Source organism: Blastococcus sp. SYSU D00669, from assembly GCF_054050715.1.
The window spans coordinates 151137-171702 of record NZ_JBJGZV010000002.1; the positions used below are offsets into that span (position 1 = coordinate 151137).

Consider the following 20566-nt stretch of genomic DNA (forward strand, 5'->3'; position numbering starts at 1 on the left):
CTCAGTCGACCAGCGTCCGGCCGGTGAGCCGGAGGAAGACGTCCTCCAGCGAGCTGCGCCGCACGAGGCTGGACAACGGGTGCACGCCGCCGGCGGTCACCGCCGAGAGCGCCGCGTCGCCGTCGGCGGTGTAGAGCAGCAGCCGGTCGGGCAGCACCTCGACCCGGTCGACCGCGCCCCGCTCCACGACCGGGTCGAGCTCGGGCACGTACCGCTCCGGTCCGGGCTGGCCCTCCAGCAGCGGGAACCGCAGCTCCAGCACCTCACGGGTGGAGTACCGGCGGATCAGCTCGGCCGGCGAGCCCTCGGCGGCGATCCGCCCCTTGTCCATGACCACCAGCCGGTCGCACAGCTGCTCGGCCTCGTCCATGTAGTGCGTGGTGAGCACGAGGGTGACCCCGCGCTGCTTGAGCCGGTACAGCCGCTCCCACAGCACGTGCCGGGCCTGCGGGTCCAGCCCGGTGGTGGGCTCGTCGAGGAGGACGACGTCGGGCTCGTTGATCAGCGAGCGGGCGATGGTCAGCCGCCGCTTCATCCCGCCGGAGAGCGGCTCGACCTTGTCGCCGGCGCGGTCGGCGAGCTGCACGAACTCCAGGAGCTCGGCGGCCCGCTCGCGCAGCAGCGGCTTGGGCAGCCCGAAGTACCGGCCGTACACCAGCAGGTTCTCGGCGACGGTGATCTCGAGGTCGAGGTTGTCGGTCTGCGGGACGACACCCAGGCGGGCGCGGATCGCCGGGCCGTCGACGGTCGGGTCGAGCCCAAGCACCCGCAGCTCCCCCGCCGTCGGCGGTGAGACCGCGCCGATCATGCGCATCGTCGAGCTCTTGCCGGCGCCGTTGGGGCCGAGGAACCCGAACGACTCCCCCGGCGCCACGTCGACGTCGATGCCGTCGACGGCGGTGAAGTCGCCGAACTTCTTCACCAGGCCGCGCGCGCTGATGAGGGCCGTCCGCCGTTCCACGCGCCGCACCCTAGTGACGCGCACCGACAGCGGACGAGCGAGTTCCGCAGGAGAAGTGGTGACGGTCACGTCGCCCTCGGGTGGCCGCCGGCGGCCGGACCCGCCAGGATCGGGAACGTAACCTTCCGGCTACGGTCCGTGAAAGGTCAAGGGGACCAGGTGGACGCAGCAGCGCAGATCTCCGCTGCCGGTGGCCTGACCCGTCTCCGCCGTCCCTTCCTCGGCCGCGAACTGCCCGACGAGCAGTGGGCCGAGCACCACGGCTTCGTGCTGCGCACGCTGGTGGCGCTCTGCGTCGCCGTCGCCGGCTACGCCGTCGTCCGGGGCCACCCGCCGCTGCACTCCGCCGCGCACGCCGCGCCCCTCGTCGCGCTGACCCTCGCCGCCCGCGCGACGGTGCTACCCCGGGTCCACCGGGCGGCGGCCGGGGCGGCGGCCCTGATGACCGCCGCCGCGCTGGTCGTGCACCTCTCCGGCGGGCGGACCGAGGCGCACTTCCTCTTCTTCGCGCTGCTGCCGCTGGCCACGCTCTACGCGACGCCGGTGCCGTTCGTGCTCGCGGTCGCCTACGTCGCGGTGCACCACTTCGTCTTCGGCTCGCTGTTCCCGGGGTCGGTCTTCGCCGACGACGTGACGCCGCTGGGGATGGCCGCCGTCCACGCCGCCTTCGTCGTCCTCGAGAGCTGGGCGTGCGTGGTGGCCTGGCGCCGGTTCGAGGACCGGCGGACCCGCGTCGAGTCGCTGGTGACCAGCCGGACGGCGGAGCTGCGGGCGCAGCGCGACGAGCTCGCCCGGCTGGCCGCCGTCGTCCAGTCGACCGACGACGCCGTCGCCACCCTCGCCCCCGACGGCCGGATCCTCACCTGGAACCCGGGTGCGGAGAAGCTCTACGGGTGGACGGCGGAGGAGGCCGTGGGCCGGACCGTGGCGATCCTGGTCCCCGACGACCAGCCGCGGTCGTCGCGGGCGATCCTCGACGAGGTCGTCACCAGCAACGGGCTCAGCGTCGAGCGGGTCCACCGCCGCCGCGACGGCCGGCGTTTCGACGCGCTGCTGACGCTCTCGACCATCCGCGGCGACGACGGCGCGCTCACCGGCATCGCCGCGATCGCGCGGGACATCAGCGGCCAGAAGCGCAGCGAGGCCGAGGCGCTGGCCGCCGCCCACCGCCTGCAGGAGCAGGCCGACGAGCTGGCCCGCCTGGCGCTGCACGACCCGCTCACCGGGCTGGCCAACCGCGCGCTGATGCGCGACCGGCTCGAGCACGCGCTCGCCGCGCGCCGGGTGCCGCGCCGCGACGCCGTCCTCCTGCTCGACCTCGACGACTTCAAGTCGGTCAACGACGTGTTCGGCCACGGCGCCGGCGACGCCGTCCTCACCGAGGTGGCCCGCCGGCTGCAGGCCTGCGTGCGCCCCGACGACACCGTCGCGCGGCTGGGCGGCGACGAGTTCGTCGTCCTCATGGAGGACGTCGACGGCCGCGGTGACGCGTGCGCCGTCGCCGAGCGCCTGCTCTCGGCCATCGCGCGGCCGGTGCCGTGGGGCACGGAGCGGTTCGAGGTCGGCTGCAGCATCGGCATCACGCTCACCGGGACGCTGGACCGCCGCGGCCCCGACGAGCTGCTCCGCGACGCCGACATCGCCATGTACGCGGCCAAGGCGGCCGGCCGCAACCGGGCGCGGGTGTTCGAGCCCGGCATGCACGACGACGTCGTGGCGCACAACCGGCTGGTCGGCGAGCTGCGCGAGGCGATCCCCGGCGGTCAGCTGCGGCTGCTGTTCCAGCCGCAGGTCGACCTCCGGTCGGGCCGGGTGGACGGCGTCGAGGGGCTGGTCCGCTGGGAGCACCCCGAGCGCGGGCTGCTGGCGCCGGACGCCTTCCTGCCGGTGGCCGAGAGCACCGGGCTGGTCGACGAGATCGACGACTGGGTGCTCGAGAGCGCCTGCACGCAGCTGCGCGCCTGGGCCGACGCCGGGCTGGCGCCGCTGCGGATCGCGATCAACGTCTCGGCGCGCACGCTGGCCCGCGGCGACCTGCCGGCCGCGGTGGCCGCGCGCAGCGACCGGGCCGGGGTCGACGTCGGCCGGCTGGAGCTGGAGGTCACCGAGACCCTGGCGATCGGCTCGGACACCGACGCCGCCGAGACGCTGGACGGCGTGCGGCGGCTGGGCACGTCGGTCGCGATCGACGACTTCGGCATGGGCCACTCGTCGTTCAGCCGGCTGCAGGCCTTCCCGCTGGACCGGCTGAAGATCGACCGGTCGTTCGTGGCGCCGCTGGGGCCGGGGACGGCGGAGCGCTCGATCGCCGGCGCCATGATCGCGCTGGGCACCAGCCTCGGGCTCGGCGTGGTCGCGGAGGGCGTCGAGACCCCCGAGCAGCTGGCCGCGCTGCAGGAGCTGGGCTGCCGCAGCGCCCAGGGCTTCCTGTTCTCGCCGCCGGTGCCGGCCGACGAGGTGGAGCGCCTGGTGCGCGCCGGCGCCCCGCTCCTGCCGCGCTAGGAGCGGCGGGCCGGGTCGAGCCGGCTCAGCCCAGGTCGGGGAAGAAGAGCTTCACCTCGCGCGCGGCCGACTCCGGCGAGTCCGAGCCGTGCACGATGTTCGACTGCACCTCGAGGGCGAAGTCGCCGCGGATGGTGCCCGGCGTCGCCTTGACCGGGTCGGTGGCGCCGGCCAGCGCGCGGAACGCCTCGATGGCCCGCGGGCCCTCGACGACCAGCGCCAGGAGCGGCCCGCTGGTGATGAACTCGACGAGCGAGCCGAAGAACGGGCGCTCGCGGTGCTCGGCGTAGTGGGTCTCGGCGACCTCGGCGGTCAGCGTGCGCAGCTCGGCGGCGACGAGCCGCAGACCCTTGGCCTCCAGCCGGGAGATGACCTCGCCGACCAGGCCGCGGGCGACGCCGTCGGGCTTGACCAGGACCAGAGTGCGCTCAGCAGTGGGTGCGGACACGAGGCGGCAGCCTACGGGACGCCTCCTGTCAACTCGGGTTGACAGACCAGGAGTGTCAACCTACGTTGACAGCCATGGCCTCACCCACCGACGTCACCACGGCCGCGGCCGCCGACGACCCGGACACGGGGTTGCGGGCGGTGCGGGCGCTGCGCGACCTCGCCGAGCGCCTCGAGGTGCTCCAGGTGCGCAACGCCCGCGACCGCGGCTGGTCGTGGCAGCAGATCGCCGACGCCCTCGGCGTCACCCGGCAGGCCGTGCACAAGAAGCACGCCCGCGGCAGGAAGGACGGCTGACGTGTTCGAACGCTTCACCGAGGAGGCCCGCTGGGCCGTCGTCCACGCGCAGGAGGAGGCACGCGACCTCCGGGCGTCCCGGATCGAGCCGGTGCACCTGCTGCTCGCGCTCGGCCGAGACCCGGCCCGCGGCGGCAGCGCCCTGCGCGCCGCCGGGGTGGACGCCGACCGGCTGCGGTCCGCGCTGCGGCGGTCGGCCGGGCTGGACGCCGACGCGCTCGCCGCCGTCGGCATCGACCTGGACGAGGTCCGCGCCGCCGCCGAGGCCGCGTTCGGCCCGGGCGCGCTCGACCGCGGCGGGGCCCGCTCCCCCGGCCACCTGCCGTTCACCCGCGACAGCAAGAAGGCGCTGGAGGAGTCGCTGCGCGCCGTCGTCCGGCACAAGGGGCGGCGGATCGACAGCGGGCACGTGCTCTCCGGCGTCCTCGCCGTCGACGACGCGACGGTCACCCGCGTGCTGCGGCAGCTGGGCGTGGACACCGACGCGCTGCGGCAGCGGCTCGAGGGCCCCGCCGCCGCCTGAGAAACGGGTCGCGCGCCGGCCGCCGGCCCGGTCAGGGTGGGCCGGTGCGCGAGGTGTGGTTCGACGAGCGGGTGGCGGCCGGCTACGACGAGGACTCGCGCCGAGCACCTGGGGTTCGACGAGTACGACGTCGTCACCCAGATCGTCCGGTCGCACCACTACCGGCTCGCCGACGGCCGGGCGGAGGTGCTCTCGGCGCCGTTCCGCTACGTGTGGCCGGCCGAGCTCGACCTCATGGCCCAGCTCGCGGGGCTGGAGCCGGAGCACCGCTGGGCCGACTGGGGGCGCTCGCCCTTCGGCGCCGACAGCACCGCGCACGTCTCGGTGTGGCGGAAGCCTTAGCGCTCGCCGTCCTCGGGCGCCGGCGTGGGCGGGCCGAACGTGCTGCCCAGCAGCTCCTTGCGCACCTGCAGCAGGTACAGCCAGATAAGCGCGAAGATCCCGCCCAGCAGCCACATCACGCTGTTGAACAGCCCGGTGAGGACGACGGGCACCTGCAGCACCGTGCCGATCAGCAGCCCCTGCGGCCGGCGCTGCAGGCCGGCGGCCACCACCAGCAGCACGAACAGCACCAGCAGCGCCGTCAGCCGGAAGCCGGTCAGGCCCGGGCCGGACTGCGCGATGCCGCGCGGCACGAACAGGACGACGACGGCCTCGAGGAGCAGCGCGGCGGCCGCCCCGCCGTTGAGCGCCTTGGCGGCGCGCGCCGGGTCGAGCGCCCTCACGAGGAGGCACCTCCGAGCAGGGCCCGGGCCTCCCCCGCGGTGATCACGCTGCCGGTGACCAGGACGCCGGAGCCGCCGAGCGCGTCGTCGGGACCGGCCTCGGCCAGCTCGATCGCCGACTCCAGCGCCTCGGGCAGCAGCGGGTGCACGCTCACCCGGTGGGCGCCGAAGACGTCGACGGCCAGCGCGCCGAGCTCGTCGGCCGGCATCGCCCGCGGCGAGCCGTTCTGGGTGACGACCAGCTCGGCGCAGATGTCCTCGAGCGCGGCGAGCATGCCCGGTACGTCCTTGCCGCGGACGCAGCCGACCACACCCACGAGCCGGGTGAAGTCGAACGACTCGCGGATCGCGCCGACCGTGGCTGCCATCCCGGCCGGGTTGTGCGCGGCGTCGACCAGCACGGTCGGCGAGCTGCGCACCCGCTCCAGCCGCCCGGGCGAGCGGACGGCGGCGAACGCGGTGCGCACCGTCTCGACGTCGACCGGCCCGGTGGCCGCACCCGCGCCGAGGAACGCCTCGACGGCGGCCAGCGCGGTGCTGGCGTTCTGCGCCTGGTGGGCGCCGAAGAGCGGGAGGAACACCTCGGGGTACTCGCCGCCCAGGCCCTGCAGCCGCAGCAGCTGGCCGCCGACGGCGACCTTGCGCTCGAGCACGCCGAACTCGGTGCCCTCGCGGGCCAGCGTCGCCTCGACGTCGACCACCCGGCGGACCAGCGCGTCGAGCGCGGCCGGCTCCTGGTGGGCGAGGACGGCGATCGAGTCGCGCTTGATGATCCCGGCCTTCTCGCCGGCGATCGTGCCGACGTCGGGGCCCAGGTACTCGGCGTGGTCCAGCGCCACGGGGGTGACGACGGCGACCCGGGCCTCGGCGACGTTGGTGGCGTCCCACGTGCCGCCCATGCCGACCTCGATGACGGCGACGTCGACCGGGGCGTCGGCGAACAGCGCGTACGCCATGCCGACCATCACCTCGAAGAACGACATCGGGACGTCGGAGCCGTTGTCGACCAGCTCGACGTACGGGGCGATGTCGTCGTAGGTCTCGACGAAGCGCTCGGCGCTCACCGGCTCGCCGTCGAGCACGATCCGCTCGCGGATCGACTGCAGGTGCGGGCTGGTGAAGCGGCCGACGCGCAGCCCGAAGCCGCGCAGCAGCTCGTCGACCATCCGCGCCGTCGTCGTCTTGCCGTTGGTGCCGGCGACCTGGACGACGGGGTACGCCCGGTGCGGAGCGCCGAGCAGGTCGACCAGGGCGTTGATGCGGGTGAGCGAGGGCTCCAGCCGGCTCTCCGGCCACCGGGCGAGGAGGGCCTTCTCGACGCGCGCCGTCTCGCCGTGCTCGGTGCTGCTCATCCTCTCCAGGATGCCAGCCGCCCGGTTCCTAGGATGGAGGGCATGGAAACCCGCGGCGTGCCCGAGAAGCCGTCCCTGGACGGGCTCGAGGAGAAGTGGATCAAGCACTGGGCCGCGGAGGACACCTACGCCTTCGACCGCGCCGCCGCGCTGGCCGCGCCCCGCGAGCGGCTCTACTCGATCGACACGCCGCCGCCGACCGCCAGCGGCTCGCTGCACGTGGGGCACGTCTTCAGCTACACCCACACCGACATCGTCGCCCGCTACCAGCGGATGCTCGGCAAGCACGTCTTCTACCCGATGGGCTGGGACGACAACGGCCTGCCCACCGAGCGCCGGGTGCAGAACTACTACGGCGTCCGCTGCGACCCGTCGCTGCACTACGACCCGTCCTTCACCCCGCCGGAGAAGCCCGGCAAGGACCAGCAGCCGATCTCCCGGCGCAACTTCGTCGAGCTGTGCGAGCGGCTGACCGAGGAGGACGAGCGCGCCTTCGAGCAGCTGTGGCGCCGGGTCGGGCTGTCGGTGGACTGGTCGAACGTCTACCGCACGATCTCCGAGACCTCGCGCGCCACGGCGCAGCGGGCGTTCCTGCGCAACCTGGCCCGCGGTGAGGCCTACGCCCAGGAGGCGCCGACCCTCTGGGACGTCACCTTCCGCACCGCCGTCGCCCAGGCCGAGCTCGAGGACCGCGAGCGGCCCGGCGCCTACCACCGGATCTCGTTCCACGGCCCGTCCGGACCGGTCTTCATCGAGACGACCCGGCCGGAGCTGCTGCCCGCCTGCGTCGCGCTGGTCGCCCACCCCGACGACGAGCGCTACCAGCCGCTGTTCGGGCAGACGGTGACGACGCCGGTGTTCGGCGTCGAGGTGCCCGTGGTCGCCCACCGCCTGGCCGAGCCGGACAAGGGCTCGGGCATCGCGATGATCTGCACCTTCGGCGACCTCAACGACGTCACCTGGTGGCGGGAGCTCGACCTGCCCACCCGGGCGATCGTCGGCTGGGACGGCCGGCTGGTCGCCGAGGCGCCGGCCGGGGTGCCCGCCGGCCCGTACGGCGAGCTGGCCGGGAAGACGCCGTTCAGCGCCCAGCAGCGCATGGTGGAGATGCTGCGCGAGTCCGGCGACCTCGACGGCGAGCCGCAGCAGATCAGCCACCCGGTCAAGTTCTACGAGAAGGGCGACCGGCCGCTGGAGATCGTCACCACGCGGCAGTGGTACATCCGCAACGGCGGCCGCAACGCCGACCTGCGGGACGCGCTGGTCGCGCGCGGCCGGGAGATCCAGTGGGTGCCCGAGCACATGCGGCACCGCTACGAGAACTGGGTCGAGGGGCTCAACGGCGACTGGCTGATCAGCCGGCAGCGATTCTTCGGCGTCCCGTTCCCGGTCTGGTACCGGCTCGACGAGTCCGGGGAGCCGGTGCACGACGACCCGATCGTGGCCGCCGAGGAGACGCTGCCGGTCGACCCGTCGTCCGACGTCCCGCCGGGCTTCGACGAGTCGCAGCGGGGCGTGCCCGGAGGGTTCGTCGCCGACCCCGACGTGATGGACACCTGGGCGACGTCGTCGCTCTCGCCGCAGGTGGCCTCCGGGTGGGACACCGACCCGGAGCTGTTCGCGCACGTCTTCCCGATGGACCTGCGCCCGCAGGCGCACGACATCATCCGCACCTGGCTGTTCTCGACGGTCGTGCGCTCGCACTACGAGTTCGGCACGGTGCCGTGGACGCACGCGGCGATCTCGGGCTTCGTCGTCGACCCCGACCGCAAGAAGATGTCGAAGTCGAAGGGCAACGTCGTCACCCCGATCGACGTCCTGGAGCGCTACGGCACCGACGCGGTGCGCTGGCGGGCCGCCGGCGCCCGGCCGGGTGCCGACTCGCCGTTCGACGAGGCGCAGATGAAGGTCGGCCGGCGGCTGGCCATCAAGATCCTCAACGTCGGCAAGTTCGTGCTGGGCCTGGGCGCCTCGGCCGGGCTGACCGCCGACCAGGTCACCGAGCCGCTCGACCTCGCGCTGCTGGCCGGGCTGGCCGACGTCGTCGACGAGGCGACCGCGGCCATGGACGCCTACAACTACACCCGGGCGCTCGAGGTCGCCGAGACCTTCTTCTGGTCGTTCTGCGACGACTACGTGGAGCTCGTGAAGTCGCGGGCGTACGGCTCGGGCGCCGCCGCCGAGTCGGCCCAGGCGAGCCTCGCGTTGGCGTTGTCGGTGCTGCTGCGGCTGTTCGCGCCGGTGCTGCCGTTCGTCACCGAGGAGGTCTGGTCCTGGTGGCAGGGCGGCTCGGTGCACCGGGCGCTGTGGCCGCGGGCGACCGAGCTGCCGCGCGGCGGCGACCCGGCGCAGGTGGGCGTGGTCGCGGCCGCGCTGGCCGGTGTGCGCAAGGCGAAGTCCGACGCGCAGGTGTCGATGCGGGCCGACGTCGAGTCGGCGACGGTCACCGCGCCGGCCGCGCAGGTGTCGCTGCTGGAGGGCGCGCGGTCCGACCTGGTCGACGCCGGGCGGATCGCCTCGCTGAGCATCGAGCCCGGCGAGGGCGAGCTGCGCGTCTCCGTCGTCCTGGCCCCGCCCGCGGAGGCCTGACCCGGCGCAACGGAGTGTGCTGAGGCGGGGTTCTGCGGTCCGGGACCCCGCCTCAGCGCACTCCGAACAGGCGACGGCGCGCCTCGTAGGTGGCGAGGATGTCGCGGCGGCACGCATCCGGCTCGGCGGTGAGGCGGGCGTAGCTGTACCGCGGCGTCTGCCAACCGATGGTCGCGACCAGGGCGTCGCGGCGGATGTCGCTCTCCCGTTGCCGCCGCGAGCCGTGCCAGGCGGCGCCGTCGAGCTCGACGGCCGGCATGACCTCCTCGTAGGCGGCGTCGAGGAAGAACCGCTCCCCCGCCACGACGACCGGCCGCTGCTGGACGAAGGCGGCATGCCGGGGTGCTGCAGCACCTGCAGACATCCCAGATCTCCAGCTCGCTGCGGCACCCCTGGATCAGCAGCCGCACGAGCTCGGCAAGCTCGGCGCGTCGGTGCAGCCTGGGCTGCCGTTCCAGCTCGTGGGCCAGATCTGCGGGACGGAAGACCCGCCGGCGGACGGCGTCGATCGCCGCTGCTCGCACTGCCGGACGAGGCACCGCCCCTTGCCGGCCCCAGGTGTCGACGACGGCCCGCTCCGCGCAGGTGACAGGGATGCCCTCGTACGCCGCGCCACGACGTGCGCCGAGGCGGGGTTCCGAGCGTGGGAACCCCGCCTCAGCGCACTGTGATCGGTGCGGTCAGATCAGGCGGGGTCGTCCTCGAAGGTCACGGTGAGCTCCTCGACGCCGAAGCCGGCCGCGAGCGAGGTCAGCATGTCGCGGGTGTTGTCCTCGGCGCGCTCGCGCAGGTCGCTGGCCGCGGCGGCGGACGCCAGCCGGTCCTCGGCCTCGGCGTAGAGCGCGGTGTCGTCGGTGGTGTCGCCGCCGATCGCGTCGCCCACCCGCTGCACCAGGCCGCGGTCGCGGTCGAGCACGCGGCTCTCCGACGGGTCGATGCGGGGCTCGGCGAGCTCGGGCGCCGGCAGCACGAGGGTCGCCGTCCGCCCGTCGGCCGAGAGCTCGACGGCCTCGCCGACGCCCTCGAGGTCGACGTAGGCGTCGACGGTGCCGGTGGCGAGGAAGCTGGTCCGCTCGCCGCTGATCGCCGAGGGCAGGTACGGGGTGTCGCGCTCCTGGTCGATCACGACCTGGAAGCTGCCGGTGGCCGCGTGGTAGTCGTGCAGGTCGGCCAGCGCCAGCAGCAGCGGGGTGGTGCTGCGGTCGACCACCTTCTCCTCGAAGGGGTTCTCCCAGCCGACGAGGGTCTGCAGCCCGACCCCGGCGGCGGCGAGGGCCGCGGCGCCCACGAGGAGGCGGCGGCCGCGGAGGCGGCGCCGGCGCGGCGGGAGGGGGGCGGGGATCGGACGGTCCAGCAGCATCGGCACGCGCGGGCTCCCTGCGTTCGATCGGGGGGATTGTGTCGTACAGCACCGGATGCCGCCCCGCCATTCCCGCCCGAGCAGAGAAAACGGCCCGCCTCCCAGCAGGGAGGCGGGCCGCGGACGAGCGGGGGCTACGCCGACTTCTCGCGCGGGGCGCGGGCCGGCTTGCGCGGCACGATCGTCGGGTTGACGTGCTCGAGCACGACCTCCTTGGAGATCACCACGGTGGCGACGTCGTCCCGGCTCGGGACGTCGTACATCACCGACTGGAGCACCTCCTCCATGATCGCGCGCAGCCCGCGGGCGCCGGTGCCGCGGAGGATGGCCTGGTCGGCGATCGCCTCGAGGGCGTCGTCGGTGAACTCCAGGTCGACCCCGTCGAGCTCGAAGAGCTTCCGGTACTGGCGGACCAGGGCGTTCTTGGGCTTGGTGAGGATCTGGATCAGCGCCTCGCGGTCCAGCGCCTGCACGCTGGTGATCACCGGCAGCCGGCCGATGAACTCGGGGATCATGCCGAACTTCAGCAGGTCCTCGGGCATGACCTCGGCGAAGGCGTTGGCCTCCTCGATCTCCTTCTTGCTGCGGATCTCGGCGCCGAAGCCGATGCCCTGCTTGCCGATCCGCTGCTCGATGACCTTCTCCAGACCGGCGAAGGCGCCGCCCACGATGAACAGCACGTTCGTCGTGTCGATCTGGATGAACTCCTGGTGCGGGTGCTTGCGGCCGCCCTGCGGGGGCACCGACGCCGTCGTCCCCTCGAGGATCTTCAGCAGCGCCTGCTGCACGCCCTCGCCGGAGACGTCGCGGGTGATCGACGGGTTCTCGCTCTTGCGGGCGATCTTGTCGACCTCGTCGATGTAGATGATCCCGGTCTCGGCGCGCTTGACGTCGTAGTCGGCGGCCTGGATCAGCTTCAGGAGGATGTTCTCGACGTCCTCACCGACGTAGCCGGCCTCGGTGAGGGCGGTGGCGTCGGCGATGGCGAACGGCACGTTGAGCATGCGGGCCAGGGTCTGCGCGAGGTGGGTCTTGCCGCAGCCGGTCGGGCCCATGAGCAGGATGTTGGACTTGGCCAGCTCGACCGAGTCGTCGCGGCTGCCGCGCTCGCCACCGGCCTGGATCCGCTTGTAGTGGTTGTAGACGGCGACGGAGAGCGTGCGCTTGGCCTTCTCCTGGCCGATCACGTACTGCTCGAGGAAGTCGTGGATCTCCTTGGGCTTGGGCAGCTCGTCGAACTTCAGGTCCGACGACTCGGAGAGCTCCTCCTCGATGATCTCGTTGCACAGGTCGATGCACTCGTCGCAGATGTAGACCCCGGGGCCAGCGATGAGCTTCTTGACCTGCTTCTGGCTCTTCCCGCAGAACGAGCACTTGAGCAGGTCGCCGCTCTCACCGATTCGTGCCACCTGCTGACCTCCACCTCGGGTTTCGGAGCCTGGGAAGCGGCCCCGTGTGTGCATGTCGTGCTGCTGTGCCCCGCTGCCGTGCCCCGCTGCCAGCTGACGGCCTGAGGCGGCTCGCCCCGCGAGGCTCTCCTCCCGGCTTCGTCCGCCGGGGATCGGGTCTCGCCGACCGTACCTGCTCCCCCGGACCCGGTCGGGCAATGACGCACCCGGCCGGACGGGCGAACCACATCTGTCGCCTGTGCTCCCTGCGCCCCTTGACGGTACGGGCCGAGACCCCGACTCGCGAAGCCCCGGCCCGCACCGAATTGCCGCCGATCAGGCGGGGAGGGCGTTCAGCTTCCGGCTCTGGATGACCTCGTCGACGATGCCGTAGGCCTTCGCCTCCTCGGCGGTGAGGATCTTGTCGCGCTCGATGTCGGCGCGGACCTGGTCCAGCGACTGGCCGGTGTGCCGGGCCAGGATCTCCTCCATCTGCGACCGCACGCGCTGGATCTCCGCGGCGTGGATCTCGAGGTCGGACACCTGGCCGCCGGACTCGCCGGAGGGCTGGTGGATCAGCACCCGGGAGTAGGGCAGCGCCAGCCGCTTGCCCGGCGTGCCGGCCGCGAGCAGGACGGCGGCGGCGGAGGCGGCCTGGCCCATGCAGACGGTCTGGATGTCCGGGCGGACGAACATCATCGTGTCGTAGATGGCCATCAGCGAGGTGAACGAGCCACCGGGCGAGTTGATGTAGATCGTGATGTCGCGGTCGGGGTCGGCGGACTCCAGCGTGATCAGCTGGGCCATCACGTCGTTGGCCGAGGCGTCGTCGATCTGCACCCCGAGGAAGATGATCCGCTCCTCGAAGAGCTTGTTGTAGGGGTTGCTCTCCTTCATGCCGTAGCTCGTGCGCTCCACGAAGGAGGGCAGGACGTACCGGCTGGAGGGCATCTGGAAGCCGCTCATGATCAGTCCCTCCGGACTCAGTTGTCGGTGACCGGGTTGGCGCTGTCGGTCATGGCCGCACGGCTGACGACGTGGTCGACGAAGCCGTACTCGAGGGCCTCCTGCGCGGTGAACCAGCGGTCGCGGTCGGAGTCCTTCTCGATCTGCTCCACGCTCTGGCCGGTGTGGAAGGACTGCAGCTCGTTGAGCTCGCGCTTGGTCCGGCGGAACAGGTCGGCCTGGATCGCGATGTCGGACGCGGTGCCGCCGACGCCGGCCGAGGGCTGGTGCATCATGATCCGCGCGTGCGGCAGGGCGTAGCGCTTGCCCTTGGTGCCGGCGGTGAGCAGGAACTGGCCCATCGAGGCGGCCAGGCCCATGCCGTAGGTGGCCACGTCGCAGTCGATGAACTGCATCGTGTCGTAGATCGCCATGCCGGCCGTCACCGAGCCGCCGGGCGAGTTGATGTAGAGGTGGATGTCCCGCTTGGGGTCCTCGGCCGACAGCAGCAGCATCTGCGCGGCCAGCTGGTTGGCGATGACGTCGTCGACCTGGCTGCCGAGGAAGATGATCCGCTCGCGCAGGAGACGCTCGTAGACCGAGTCGTTGAGATTCATCCCTCCGGCGGCGGCACGCATCAGGGGCGCGCCCGCCGGGATCGGGTCGGTGCTCACGGGTGGAATGACCTCCGTAGGACTGTTGCGCGGTCGGACTGGCGAGTGGTGCCGGGCCCCTCCGGGGCCTCCGGCGGGCGGTACCCGCCGGGTTTCGCCTGAGTCACGTCGACCCTAACGCGCGCACCGGCGGCGGCAGTCCTCCGCGGGCCGGTGTTCGCCGTGAGCGCAGCGATGTCCCCCGCGGACGCGACGACGCCGCCCTCCCTGCGGAAAGGGAGGACGGCGTCGTACCGGATCGAGCGCCGGGGCTCAGGCCTTGGCGGTGTCCCCGGTCTCCTCGTCGGCGGTGACGACGTCGGCCTCGACGGCCTCCTCGGTGGCGGCCTCGGCGTCGGCGATCTCGGCCTCGTCGCCGGGCTCCTCGGACTCGACAACCGGCTCGGAGGCCGGCGCCTGGACGGTCTGCGGGCGCAGCGCCTCGAGGTCGACGACGTTGCCCGACTCGTCGGTGATCGTCGTCTGCTCCAGCAGCTGGGCCAGCGCCTTGGTGCGGCGGACGTCGGCGACGAACTCGGCGATGTTGCCGCCCTGCTGCAGCTGCTGGGCGTACTGCTCGGGGCTCACCCGGTTGCGCTGGGCCTGGGCCACGATCTGCGCCGAGAGGTCGTCGTTGTCGACGGTGACCTCACGGGCGTCGGCGATCGCGTCGAGGATGAACTGCGTCTTGACCGCGTCGACGACGTTCTTGCGGGCGTCCTCGTCGTAGGCCTCGCGGCTCTCGACGCCGGCCGCCGACAGGTAGGCGTCCCAGTCCATGCCGGCCTGGGCGAGCTCCTGGCCCAGCGCGTTGGCGCGCCACTCGACCTCGCGGTCGACCAGGTTCTCGGGGATCGGCACCTCGACGGTCTCGATCAGGTGCTCGACCAGCTTGTCGCGGGCCTGCGCCCCCTGCTGCATCGTCTTCACCCGCTGCAGCCGCTGGCGCACGTCGTCGCGCAGCTCCTCGAGGGTGTCGAACTCGCTGGCGGTGGAGGCGAAGTCGTCGTCGAGCTCGGGCAGCTCCTTGGCCTTGACCGAGCGGACGGTGACGGTGACGTCGGCCTGGTGGCCGGCGTGGGGGCCGGACAGCAGCGGGGTGCTGAAGGTCGTCGACTCGTCGGCGGACAGGCCGCGGACGGCCTCGTCGAGACCGGCCATCAGGCTGCCCGTGCCGACCTCGTAGGACATGCCCGTGGTCGAGCCGTCCTCGAGCACCTCGCCGTCGAGCTTCGCCTCGAGGTCGATGGAGACGAAGTCGCCGTCCTCGGCCGCGCGCTCGACGCCGGTGAGCATGGCGAACCGCTCGCGCATGACGTCCACCTGCTGGTCGATCTCCTCGTCGGTGACCTCGACGTCGTCGACGGTGACCTTCAGGTCGTCGAGGGCGGGGAGCTCCAGCTTCGGCGCGACGTCGACCTCGGCGGTGAAGGCCAGGGTGTCGTTGTCGTCGAGGCGGGTCACCTCGATGTCGGGCTGACCGATGACGCGGACCTGGTTCTCGCGGACGACCTCGGAGTACACCTCGGGGATCGCGTGCTGCACGACCTGCTCGAGCACGAGCGGGCGGCCGACCCGCTGGTCGAGCACCTTGTTCGGGACCTTGCCGGGGCGGAAGCCGGGCACCCGGACCTGCTTCTTCAGCTCCTTGTAGACCTCACCGAAGGCGTGGTCCAGGTCGCCCCACGGCACCTCGATCGCCATCCGGACCCGCGTGGGGCCCAGTTCCTCGATGGTGCTCTTCACAGCGGCAGTGCTCCTCGGTAGACGTTCTGCGGGGGTGGGCACCGGTCAGGGCGGACGGCGCCGGGTCGGCCCACGAGTCTAGAGACGTCGCGGAGCGTCGCGTCGGGGTGGCGGGATTTGAACCCACGGCCCCCCGCTCCCAAAGCGGGTGCGCTACCAAACTGCGCCACACCCCGTGGCCCCCGCGAGTCTAGGCGTGCACCGCCGGGCGCCGTCCGGCCCAGGGCGACGCCTCCTCCAGCGCGGCCGCCACCCGCACCAGGAGGTCCTCCCGGCCGGCGGCGGCGACCAGCTGCACGCCGACGGGCAGGCCGTCGTCGGTCTCCGCCAGCGGCAGGCTGACCGCCGGCTGACCGGTGACGTTGAACTGCGCGGTGTACGGGATGAAGCTGTTGATCCGGCGCCCCTCGGCCTCCGGGCCCTCGGCGGTGAACCAGCCGAGCTCCGGCGGCGGCGCGCCGACGGTCGGCGTCACCAGCAGGTCGAACCCGCGGCCGCCCAGGTCCGGCGGCGCCCAGAACGCCGCCACCCGCCGGGACCACGAGCCGAGCCACATCCGGGCGCCCAGGTAGTCCTCGGCACCGAGCTTGCGGCCGACGGCCCGGTAGGTCACGTTGCGCGGCTCGAGCTCCTCGTCGGCGATCTCCCGGCCGAGGGTGAACCGCTCGAACGCCGAGATCGTCAGCGCGGTGTCGGCGGCGATCGTGGTGGTGAAGAAGCGCGGGAACAGCGGGTCGAACATGCCGTCCGGCGAACCGGGCTCCACCGCGCAGCCGAGCTCCTCCAGCAGGCGGCCGGTGGCCTCCACCGCCGTCCGGCAGGCGGGGTCGTCGAGGTACTGCTCCCCCGGGTCGGCGTCGAGCAGGGCGACGCGCAGCCGGCCGACCGGGGCGCCGACCTCCTCGGCCAGCGGGCGCGGCAGCGGCGGGGCGACGTACGGGTCGCCGGGCATCGGCCGGCCGATCCGGTCGAGGACGGCGGCGGTGTCGCGGACGGTGCGGGTGACGACGCCGTCGATGGTGGCGCCGGCCCACGACTCGCCGATCTCCGGCCCCTGGCTGACCCGCGCGCGGGTGGGCTTGAGGCCGACCAGGCCGCACAGCGCGGCGGGGATCCGGATCGACCCGCCGCCGTCGTTGGCGTGCGCGACCGGCACCAGGCCGGCGGCGACCGCGGCCGCCGACCCGCCGCTGCTGCCCCCGGTGGAGTGCGCCGGGTTCCACGGGTTGCGGGCCGGGGCGTGCCAGGCCGGCTCAGTGGTCACCGTGGTGCCGAGCTCCGGCACGGCGGTCCGCCCCACGGCGACGAAACCGGCCTCGCGGAAGAGCCGGGCCAGGTAGCTGTCACCCGGCCAGCGGACCCCGGCGAGGAACGACGTCCCGTAGCGGGTCTCCTCCCCCGCCACGTGGCAGCCGAGGTCCTTGAGCAGGATCGGCACCCCGCGGAACGGGCCGTCGGGGAGCTCGCCGGCCGCCTCGGCCCGGGCGGCGTCGAAGCGGTCGCGGACCACCGCGTCGAGCTGCGGATCCACCTTCTCGATGCGGGCGATCGCCGCCTCGACGAGCTCGGCCGGGCTCGCCTGCCCGGTGCGCACCAGCTCCGCCTGCGCCGTCGCGTCCAGCCACTCGGTCACCTGCCGGACCGTATCGGTCGGCGCCGGCTCAGATGTCGACCTGGGCGCCCATGACGACGGTCCGCTCCTCCGGCAGGTGCAGCGCCTCGGCCGGACTCGCGGCGTTGCGCGCGAGGACGACGAACAGCCCCGTGCGCCAGGCGCCCAGGCCGGGGCGGCGGGTGCGCCGCAGGGTGATCCGCGAGAGGAACCACGAGACGCCGTCCGGGTCCACGGGCGCCCCGCCGTCCTCCCGTGCCGTCGCCCGGCGGAGCAGCGCGGGGAGGTCGTGGCGGTCGGCGAAGCCGAAGTCGGCCGTCACGTGCACGATCCCCTCGCCGAGGTGGGAGACGGTGAACCGGTCCGACCACGGGACGTGCGCGACGGTCGCCGTCCGCCCGGTCAGGACGACGACGCGCTCGTGCAGCACGTGGTTGTGCCGCAGGTTGGCGCGCAGCGCCAGCGGGACCGTGCCCTCGGTCGCGTGCGGGAACACGGCGGTGCCCGGGACCCGCAGCACCGTCCCGGCGCGCACCTCGTGGAGGAAGTCCGACAGCGACCCCTCGAGCGCGGTCCGCTGCGCGGTGACCAGCTCCCGGCCGCGGTGCCACGTCGTCATCACGGTGAAGACGACGGCGGCCACCAGCAGCGTCAGCCACCCGCCGTGGGTGACCTTCGTGAGGTTGGCGCCGAAGTAGGTGAGCTCCACGGTGCCGACGACGACCCCGAACGCCACGAGCCGCCAGGTCGGCCAGCGCCAACGCCGCCGCGCCACGACCAGGAGGAGCCCGGTCGTGATGAGGAAGGTGCCGGTGACCGCGACGCCGTACGCGGTGGCCAGCCGGTCGGAGGCCCGGAAGACCAGCGTCACGGTGAGCACCGCGGCGAACAGCCCCCAGTTGACGCCGGGGACGTAGACCTGCCCCTCCTCCGACGCCGAGGTGTGCCGGATCCGCAGCGGCGGCAGGTAGCCCAGCGCCACCGCCTGCCGCGACACCGAGAAGGCGCCCGCGATCACCGCCTGCGCGGCGATCACCGTGGCCGCGGTGGCCAGCACGACCATGGGCAACTGCGCCCAGGAGGGCAGCAGCAGGAAGAACGGGTTGGCCCGGGCGGCGGGGTCGCGCAGCACCAGCGAGCCCTGCGCCAGGTAGTTGAGCGTCAGCGCGGGGAAGACCACCGCGAACCACGCCCGGCGGATCGCCGGCCGCCCGAACTGCCCCATGTCGGCGTAGAGGGCCTCGGCGCCGGTGATGGCCAGCACCACCGCGCCCATCGCGACGACCGCCGTCCCCGGGTGGGCCACCACGAACCCGAGGGCGTAGGTCGGCGACAGCCCGCGCAGGATGCCGGGGCGGGCCACCACCTCCACCAGCCCGGCCACGCCGAGGGCGGCGAACCAGACCAGCATCACCGGGCCGAACGCGGTGCCCACCCGGTGCGTGCCCCACCGCTGCACGGCGAACAGCAGCGTCAGGACGACGACGGCGACCGGCACGACGACGTGCGCCAGGCCGGGCGAGCTGACCTCCAGGCCCTCGACGGCGGACAGCACCGAGATGGCCGGGGTGATGGTGCTGTCGCCGAAGAACAGCGCGGCGCCGGCCACCCCGAGCGCCATGACCGCCGCCCGCCGGCGCCGGGACGCGCCGGCCAGCGCCCGCCGCACGAGGCCGGCCAGCGCCAGGACGCCGCCCTCGCCGCGGTCGTCGGCCCGCAGCACGACGACGACGTACTTGACCGACACCACCAGCGTGATCGACCAGAACACCATCGAGACGACGCCGTAGACGTCGCCCGGCGTCGGCCGCACGGCGCCGTCGCCGATGGAGAACACCGAGCGCATCGCGTACAGCGGGCTGGTGCCGATGTCGCCGTAGACGACGCCGAGGGCCGCCAGCGCGACGCCGGCGCGCAGCGGGGTCACCGCCCGGGCCGGGGCGGGACCGCGCTGCCCGGCGGCTTCTTCACCGGGGACCACGTCGGTCACCTGCACACCATCGCGCTCGCGGGGCCCCGGTGGGGCGGATCGCGGCGCGGTCAGCCGACCGGCTGGACGGCGCCCGCCACCTCCAGCACGGCCTCGGCGGCCCGCCGCGCGCCGGGGTGGGCGGCGTAGGCCTCCTGCAGCTGCCGGGCCCGGGCGCGGTAGGAGGGGGTGGCGAGGACGTCGGCCACGGCCGTGCGGACCTGCGCCGCCGACGGGGTGTCGGTGCCCAGCGCGACCCCGACGCCGGCCCAGGTGATCCGGGCCGAGACCTCGGCCTTGTCCTCGGTGGTGCCGGCGATGACGACCGGCACGCCGTGCGCCAGCGCGGTCTGCACGCCGCCGTAGCCGCCGTTGGTGACGAAGACGTCGGTCAGGTGCATGACCTCGCCGTGCGGCAGGAACCGGGTCATCCGGAGGTTGGCCGGCCGCCGGTCGGGCGGGAGGACGGCGTCGGGGTCCTCGCGGACGGTGGTGACGACGACCAGCGGCTCGCGGCCGGCCAGCCCCTCGATCGTCGGCAGGATCAGGTTGGCCGGGTCGGTGGCGATGGTGCCCTGGGTGACCAGCACGACCGGGCGGCCGCTCGCCCTGGCGGCCAGGACGTCGTCCCACCACCCGGGCCGCTCCCACCCCGGCTGCGGGTCGGGCAGGAAGGCGCCGACGAACTCGACGTGCGCGGGCAGGTCCGACCGCGGGTACTCGAGCTGCGGCACGCTCGGCACCAGGTAGCGGGAGGCGACCTCCGAGCCCCAGTCCATGAAGTAGGAGGTGCGCGGCGGCAGGCCGAGCCGGGCCAGCGCCTGCTCGGCGGCGCGCTGCGGGCCGGCGAGGACGACGGTGCGCAGCGCCCAGTTCAGGGTGCGGTTGCGCAGCCGCGAGCCCGGCTGCAGGCCGGTGCCGAACGGCGGGGCGTCGACGCTGGTGAGGCCGAGCGGGGAGACGGAGAAGACGACGCTGGGGATGCCGCGGCGCTGCCCGGCGAAGGGGCCGGCCATGAAGCCCTGCTCGGCGACGACGACGTCGGGCCGGAAGTCGTCGAGGACGGCGTCGATGTCCGCGACCCAGTCGGGGACGGGGTTGATGAACAGGTCGATCATGGCGCGCTTGAGCGTGGCCAGGCCCGGCTTGCGGCCGGCGGTGCCGGCGCGCTCGTCGGCGAGGGCGTCGTCGAAGTCCAGCTCGGCGGCCATCCGGTAGATGCGGGCGCCGGTGCGGGCGATCTCGGCCTCGTAGTTGGCGCCGCTGTACCAGGCGACCTCGTGCCCGGCGGCGAGCAGCGCCTTCGCGATCGGCAGGCCGGGGCGCAGGTGGCCGGCCATCGGCATGGTGGTGAACAGGATGCGGGACACGGGGTCCTCCTCGGGTCGGTGCTTGTGTCGGCAGCACCGTGCGCGGGGTGCCTTGACGCCTCCTCGACGCGGCGCGACCCTGACCCGAGCGCCGCTGGACGCGGGCTGAACGCGCAGGTCAGCGGGG

At 73.6% G+C, this 20566-nt stretch carries 18 protein-coding genes and 1 tRNA gene; 5 read left to right on the forward strand and 14 right to left on the reverse strand.

The features are described from left to right. Nucleotide 1: 1 nt before the first annotated feature. Nucleotides 2-961, reverse strand: a complete 960-nt coding sequence (locus ACI8AF_RS03010) for an ABC transporter ATP-binding protein (RefSeq protein WP_456538177.1) — start codon at nucleotides 959-961, stop codon at nucleotides 2-4. Nucleotides 962-1120: 159 nt separating this feature from the next. On the opposite strand from ACI8AF_RS03010, the gene ACI8AF_RS03015 reads away from it, so the two are divergent. Next, the gene (locus ACI8AF_RS03015) at nucleotides 1121-3463 is read left to right on the forward strand and encodes a putative bifunctional diguanylate cyclase/phosphodiesterase (RefSeq protein ID WP_456538178.1); all 2343 of its coding nucleotides are present in this window, start codon (nucleotides 1121-1123) and stop codon (nucleotides 3461-3463) included. A gap of 25 nt (nucleotides 3464-3488) precedes the next feature. Here the strand turns inward: ACI8AF_RS03015 and ndk are convergent, their stop codons facing one another. Continuing rightward, a complete protein-coding gene (ndk, locus tag ACI8AF_RS03020; protein ID WP_456538179.1) occupies nucleotides 3489-3911 on the reverse strand; it encodes a nucleoside-diphosphate kinase in 423 nt (140 codons plus the stop codon). Nucleotides 3912-3985: 74 nt separating this feature from the next. Between ndk and ACI8AF_RS03025 the strand changes: the two genes are divergently transcribed. The 3 genes from ACI8AF_RS03025 to ACI8AF_RS03035 are packed head-to-tail and all read left to right on the forward strand — an operon-like array spanning nucleotide 3986 to nucleotide 5072. Next, nucleotides 3986-4207: a helix-turn-helix domain-containing protein gene (locus ACI8AF_RS03025; protein ID WP_456538180.1), complete on the forward strand. Its 222-nt coding sequence runs from the start codon at nucleotides 3986-3988 to the stop codon at nucleotides 4205-4207. Between the two features lies 1 nt (nucleotide 4208). Beyond that, nucleotides 4209-4730: a Clp protease N-terminal domain-containing protein gene (locus ACI8AF_RS03030; protein WP_456538181.1), complete on the forward strand. Its 522-nt coding sequence runs from the start codon at nucleotides 4209-4211 to the stop codon at nucleotides 4728-4730. Between the two features lie 36 nt (nucleotides 4731-4766). Further along, nucleotides 4767-5072: a hypothetical protein gene (locus ACI8AF_RS03035; protein WP_456538182.1), complete on the forward strand. Its 306-nt coding sequence runs from the start codon at nucleotides 4767-4769 to the stop codon at nucleotides 5070-5072. On the opposite strand, the gene ACI8AF_RS03040 is transcribed toward ACI8AF_RS03035, so the two are convergent. Further along, nucleotides 5069-5455: a DUF4233 domain-containing protein gene (locus ACI8AF_RS03040; RefSeq protein WP_456538183.1), complete on the reverse strand. Its 387-nt coding sequence runs from the start codon at nucleotides 5453-5455 to the stop codon at nucleotides 5069-5071. The genes ACI8AF_RS03035 and ACI8AF_RS03040 overlap by 4 nt on opposite strands. Next, a complete protein-coding gene (locus ACI8AF_RS03045) occupies nucleotides 5452-6807 on the reverse strand; it encodes a bifunctional folylpolyglutamate synthase/dihydrofolate synthase (protein ID WP_456538184.1) in 1356 nt (451 codons plus the stop codon). The genes ACI8AF_RS03040 and ACI8AF_RS03045 overlap by 4 nt, the downstream gene beginning before the upstream one ends. A 42-nt stretch (nucleotides 6808-6849) precedes the next feature. Between ACI8AF_RS03045 and valS the strand changes: the two genes are divergently transcribed. Beyond that, nucleotides 6850-9396 (forward strand): valine--tRNA ligase, encoded by a 2547-nt coding sequence (gene valS, locus ACI8AF_RS03050; protein WP_456538185.1) that lies wholly within the window; start codon nucleotides 6850-6852, stop codon nucleotides 9394-9396. Between the two features lie 52 nt (nucleotides 9397-9448). Here the strand turns inward: valS and ACI8AF_RS03055 are convergent, their stop codons facing one another. The 10 genes from ACI8AF_RS03055 to ACI8AF_RS03100 all read right to left on the reverse strand — a co-directional run bounded on the left by ACI8AF_RS03055 (nucleotide 9449) and on the right by ACI8AF_RS03100 (nucleotide 20439). Beyond that, nucleotides 9449-9760, reverse strand: coding sequence for a DUF559 domain-containing protein (locus tag ACI8AF_RS03055; protein WP_456538186.1), 312 nt, complete (start codon nucleotides 9758-9760; stop codon nucleotides 9449-9451). Between the two features lie 321 nt (nucleotides 9761-10081). Beyond that, complete coding sequence (locus ACI8AF_RS03060; RefSeq protein WP_456538249.1) at nucleotides 10082-10756, reverse strand: DUF4230 domain-containing protein; 675 nt, start codon at nucleotides 10754-10756, stop codon at nucleotides 10082-10084. Between the two features lie 134 nt (nucleotides 10757-10890). Next, nucleotides 10891-12165 carry an ATP-dependent Clp protease ATP-binding subunit ClpX gene (gene clpX, locus ACI8AF_RS03065; RefSeq protein ID WP_456538187.1) on the reverse strand — a complete coding sequence of 425 codons (1275 nt, stop codon included), beginning with the start codon at nucleotides 12163-12165 and terminating at the stop codon, nucleotides 10891-10893. A gap of 315 nt (nucleotides 12166-12480) precedes the next feature. Further along, nucleotides 12481-13110 carry an ATP-dependent Clp protease proteolytic subunit gene (locus tag ACI8AF_RS03070; protein WP_456538188.1) on the reverse strand — a complete coding sequence of 210 codons (630 nt, stop codon included), beginning with the start codon at nucleotides 13108-13110 and terminating at the stop codon, nucleotides 12481-12483. A gap of 17 nt (nucleotides 13111-13127) precedes the next feature. Beyond that, on the reverse strand, nucleotides 13128-13763 hold the full coding sequence (locus tag ACI8AF_RS03075; RefSeq protein WP_456538189.1) for an ATP-dependent Clp protease proteolytic subunit: 636 nt from the start codon (nucleotides 13761-13763) through the stop codon (nucleotides 13128-13130). A 252-nt stretch (nucleotides 13764-14015) separates the two neighbouring features. Next, complete coding sequence (gene tig / locus ACI8AF_RS03080) at nucleotides 14016-15488, reverse strand: trigger factor (protein WP_456538190.1); 1473 nt, start codon at nucleotides 15486-15488, stop codon at nucleotides 14016-14018. Nucleotides 15489-15590: 102 nt separating this feature from the next. Beyond that, nucleotides 15591-15664 (reverse strand) — tRNA-Pro (locus tag ACI8AF_RS03085). Between the two features lie 14 nt (nucleotides 15665-15678). Then, entirely contained in the window at nucleotides 15679-17121 is a 1443-nt protein-coding gene (locus ACI8AF_RS03090; protein WP_456538191.1) for an amidase, read from the reverse strand. A gap of 28 nt (nucleotides 17122-17149) precedes the next feature. After that, on the reverse strand, nucleotides 17150-19090 hold the full coding sequence (locus tag ACI8AF_RS03095) for a potassium transporter Kup (protein WP_456538192.1): 1941 nt from the start codon (nucleotides 19088-19090) through the stop codon (nucleotides 17150-17152). Between the two features lie 50 nt (nucleotides 19091-19140). Continuing rightward, the gene (locus ACI8AF_RS03100; protein WP_456538193.1) at nucleotides 19141-20439 is read right to left on the reverse strand and encodes a glycosyltransferase; all 1299 of its coding nucleotides are present in this window, start codon (nucleotides 20437-20439) and stop codon (nucleotides 19141-19143) included. Between the last annotated feature and the right edge of the window lie 127 nt (nucleotides 20440-20566).

Bases quoted from the DNA above. Each gene is read 5' to 3' on its own strand.
- ACI8AF_RS03025 (WP_456538180.1), top strand. From the start codon at position 3,986: ATGGCCTCACCCACCGACGTCACCACGGCCGCGGCCGCCGACGACCCG.
- ACI8AF_RS03045 (WP_456538184.1), bottom strand. From the start codon at position 6,807: ATGAGCAGCACCGAGCACGGCGAGACGGCGCGCGTCGAGAAGGCCCTC.
- valS (WP_456538185.1), top strand. From the start codon at position 6,850: ATGGAAACCCGCGGCGTGCCCGAGAAGCCGTCCCTGGACGGGCTCGAG.
- ACI8AF_RS03055 (WP_456538186.1), bottom strand. From the start codon at position 9,760: ATGTCTGCAGGTGCTGCAGCACCCCGGCATGCCGCCTTCGTCCAGCAG.
- ACI8AF_RS03060 (WP_456538249.1), bottom strand. From the start codon at position 10,756: ATGCTGCTGGACCGTCCGATCCCCGCCCCCCTCCCGCCGCGCCGGCGC.
- ACI8AF_RS03070 (WP_456538188.1), bottom strand. From the start codon at position 13,110: ATGAGCGGCTTCCAGATGCCCTCCAGCCGGTACGTCCTGCCCTCCTTC.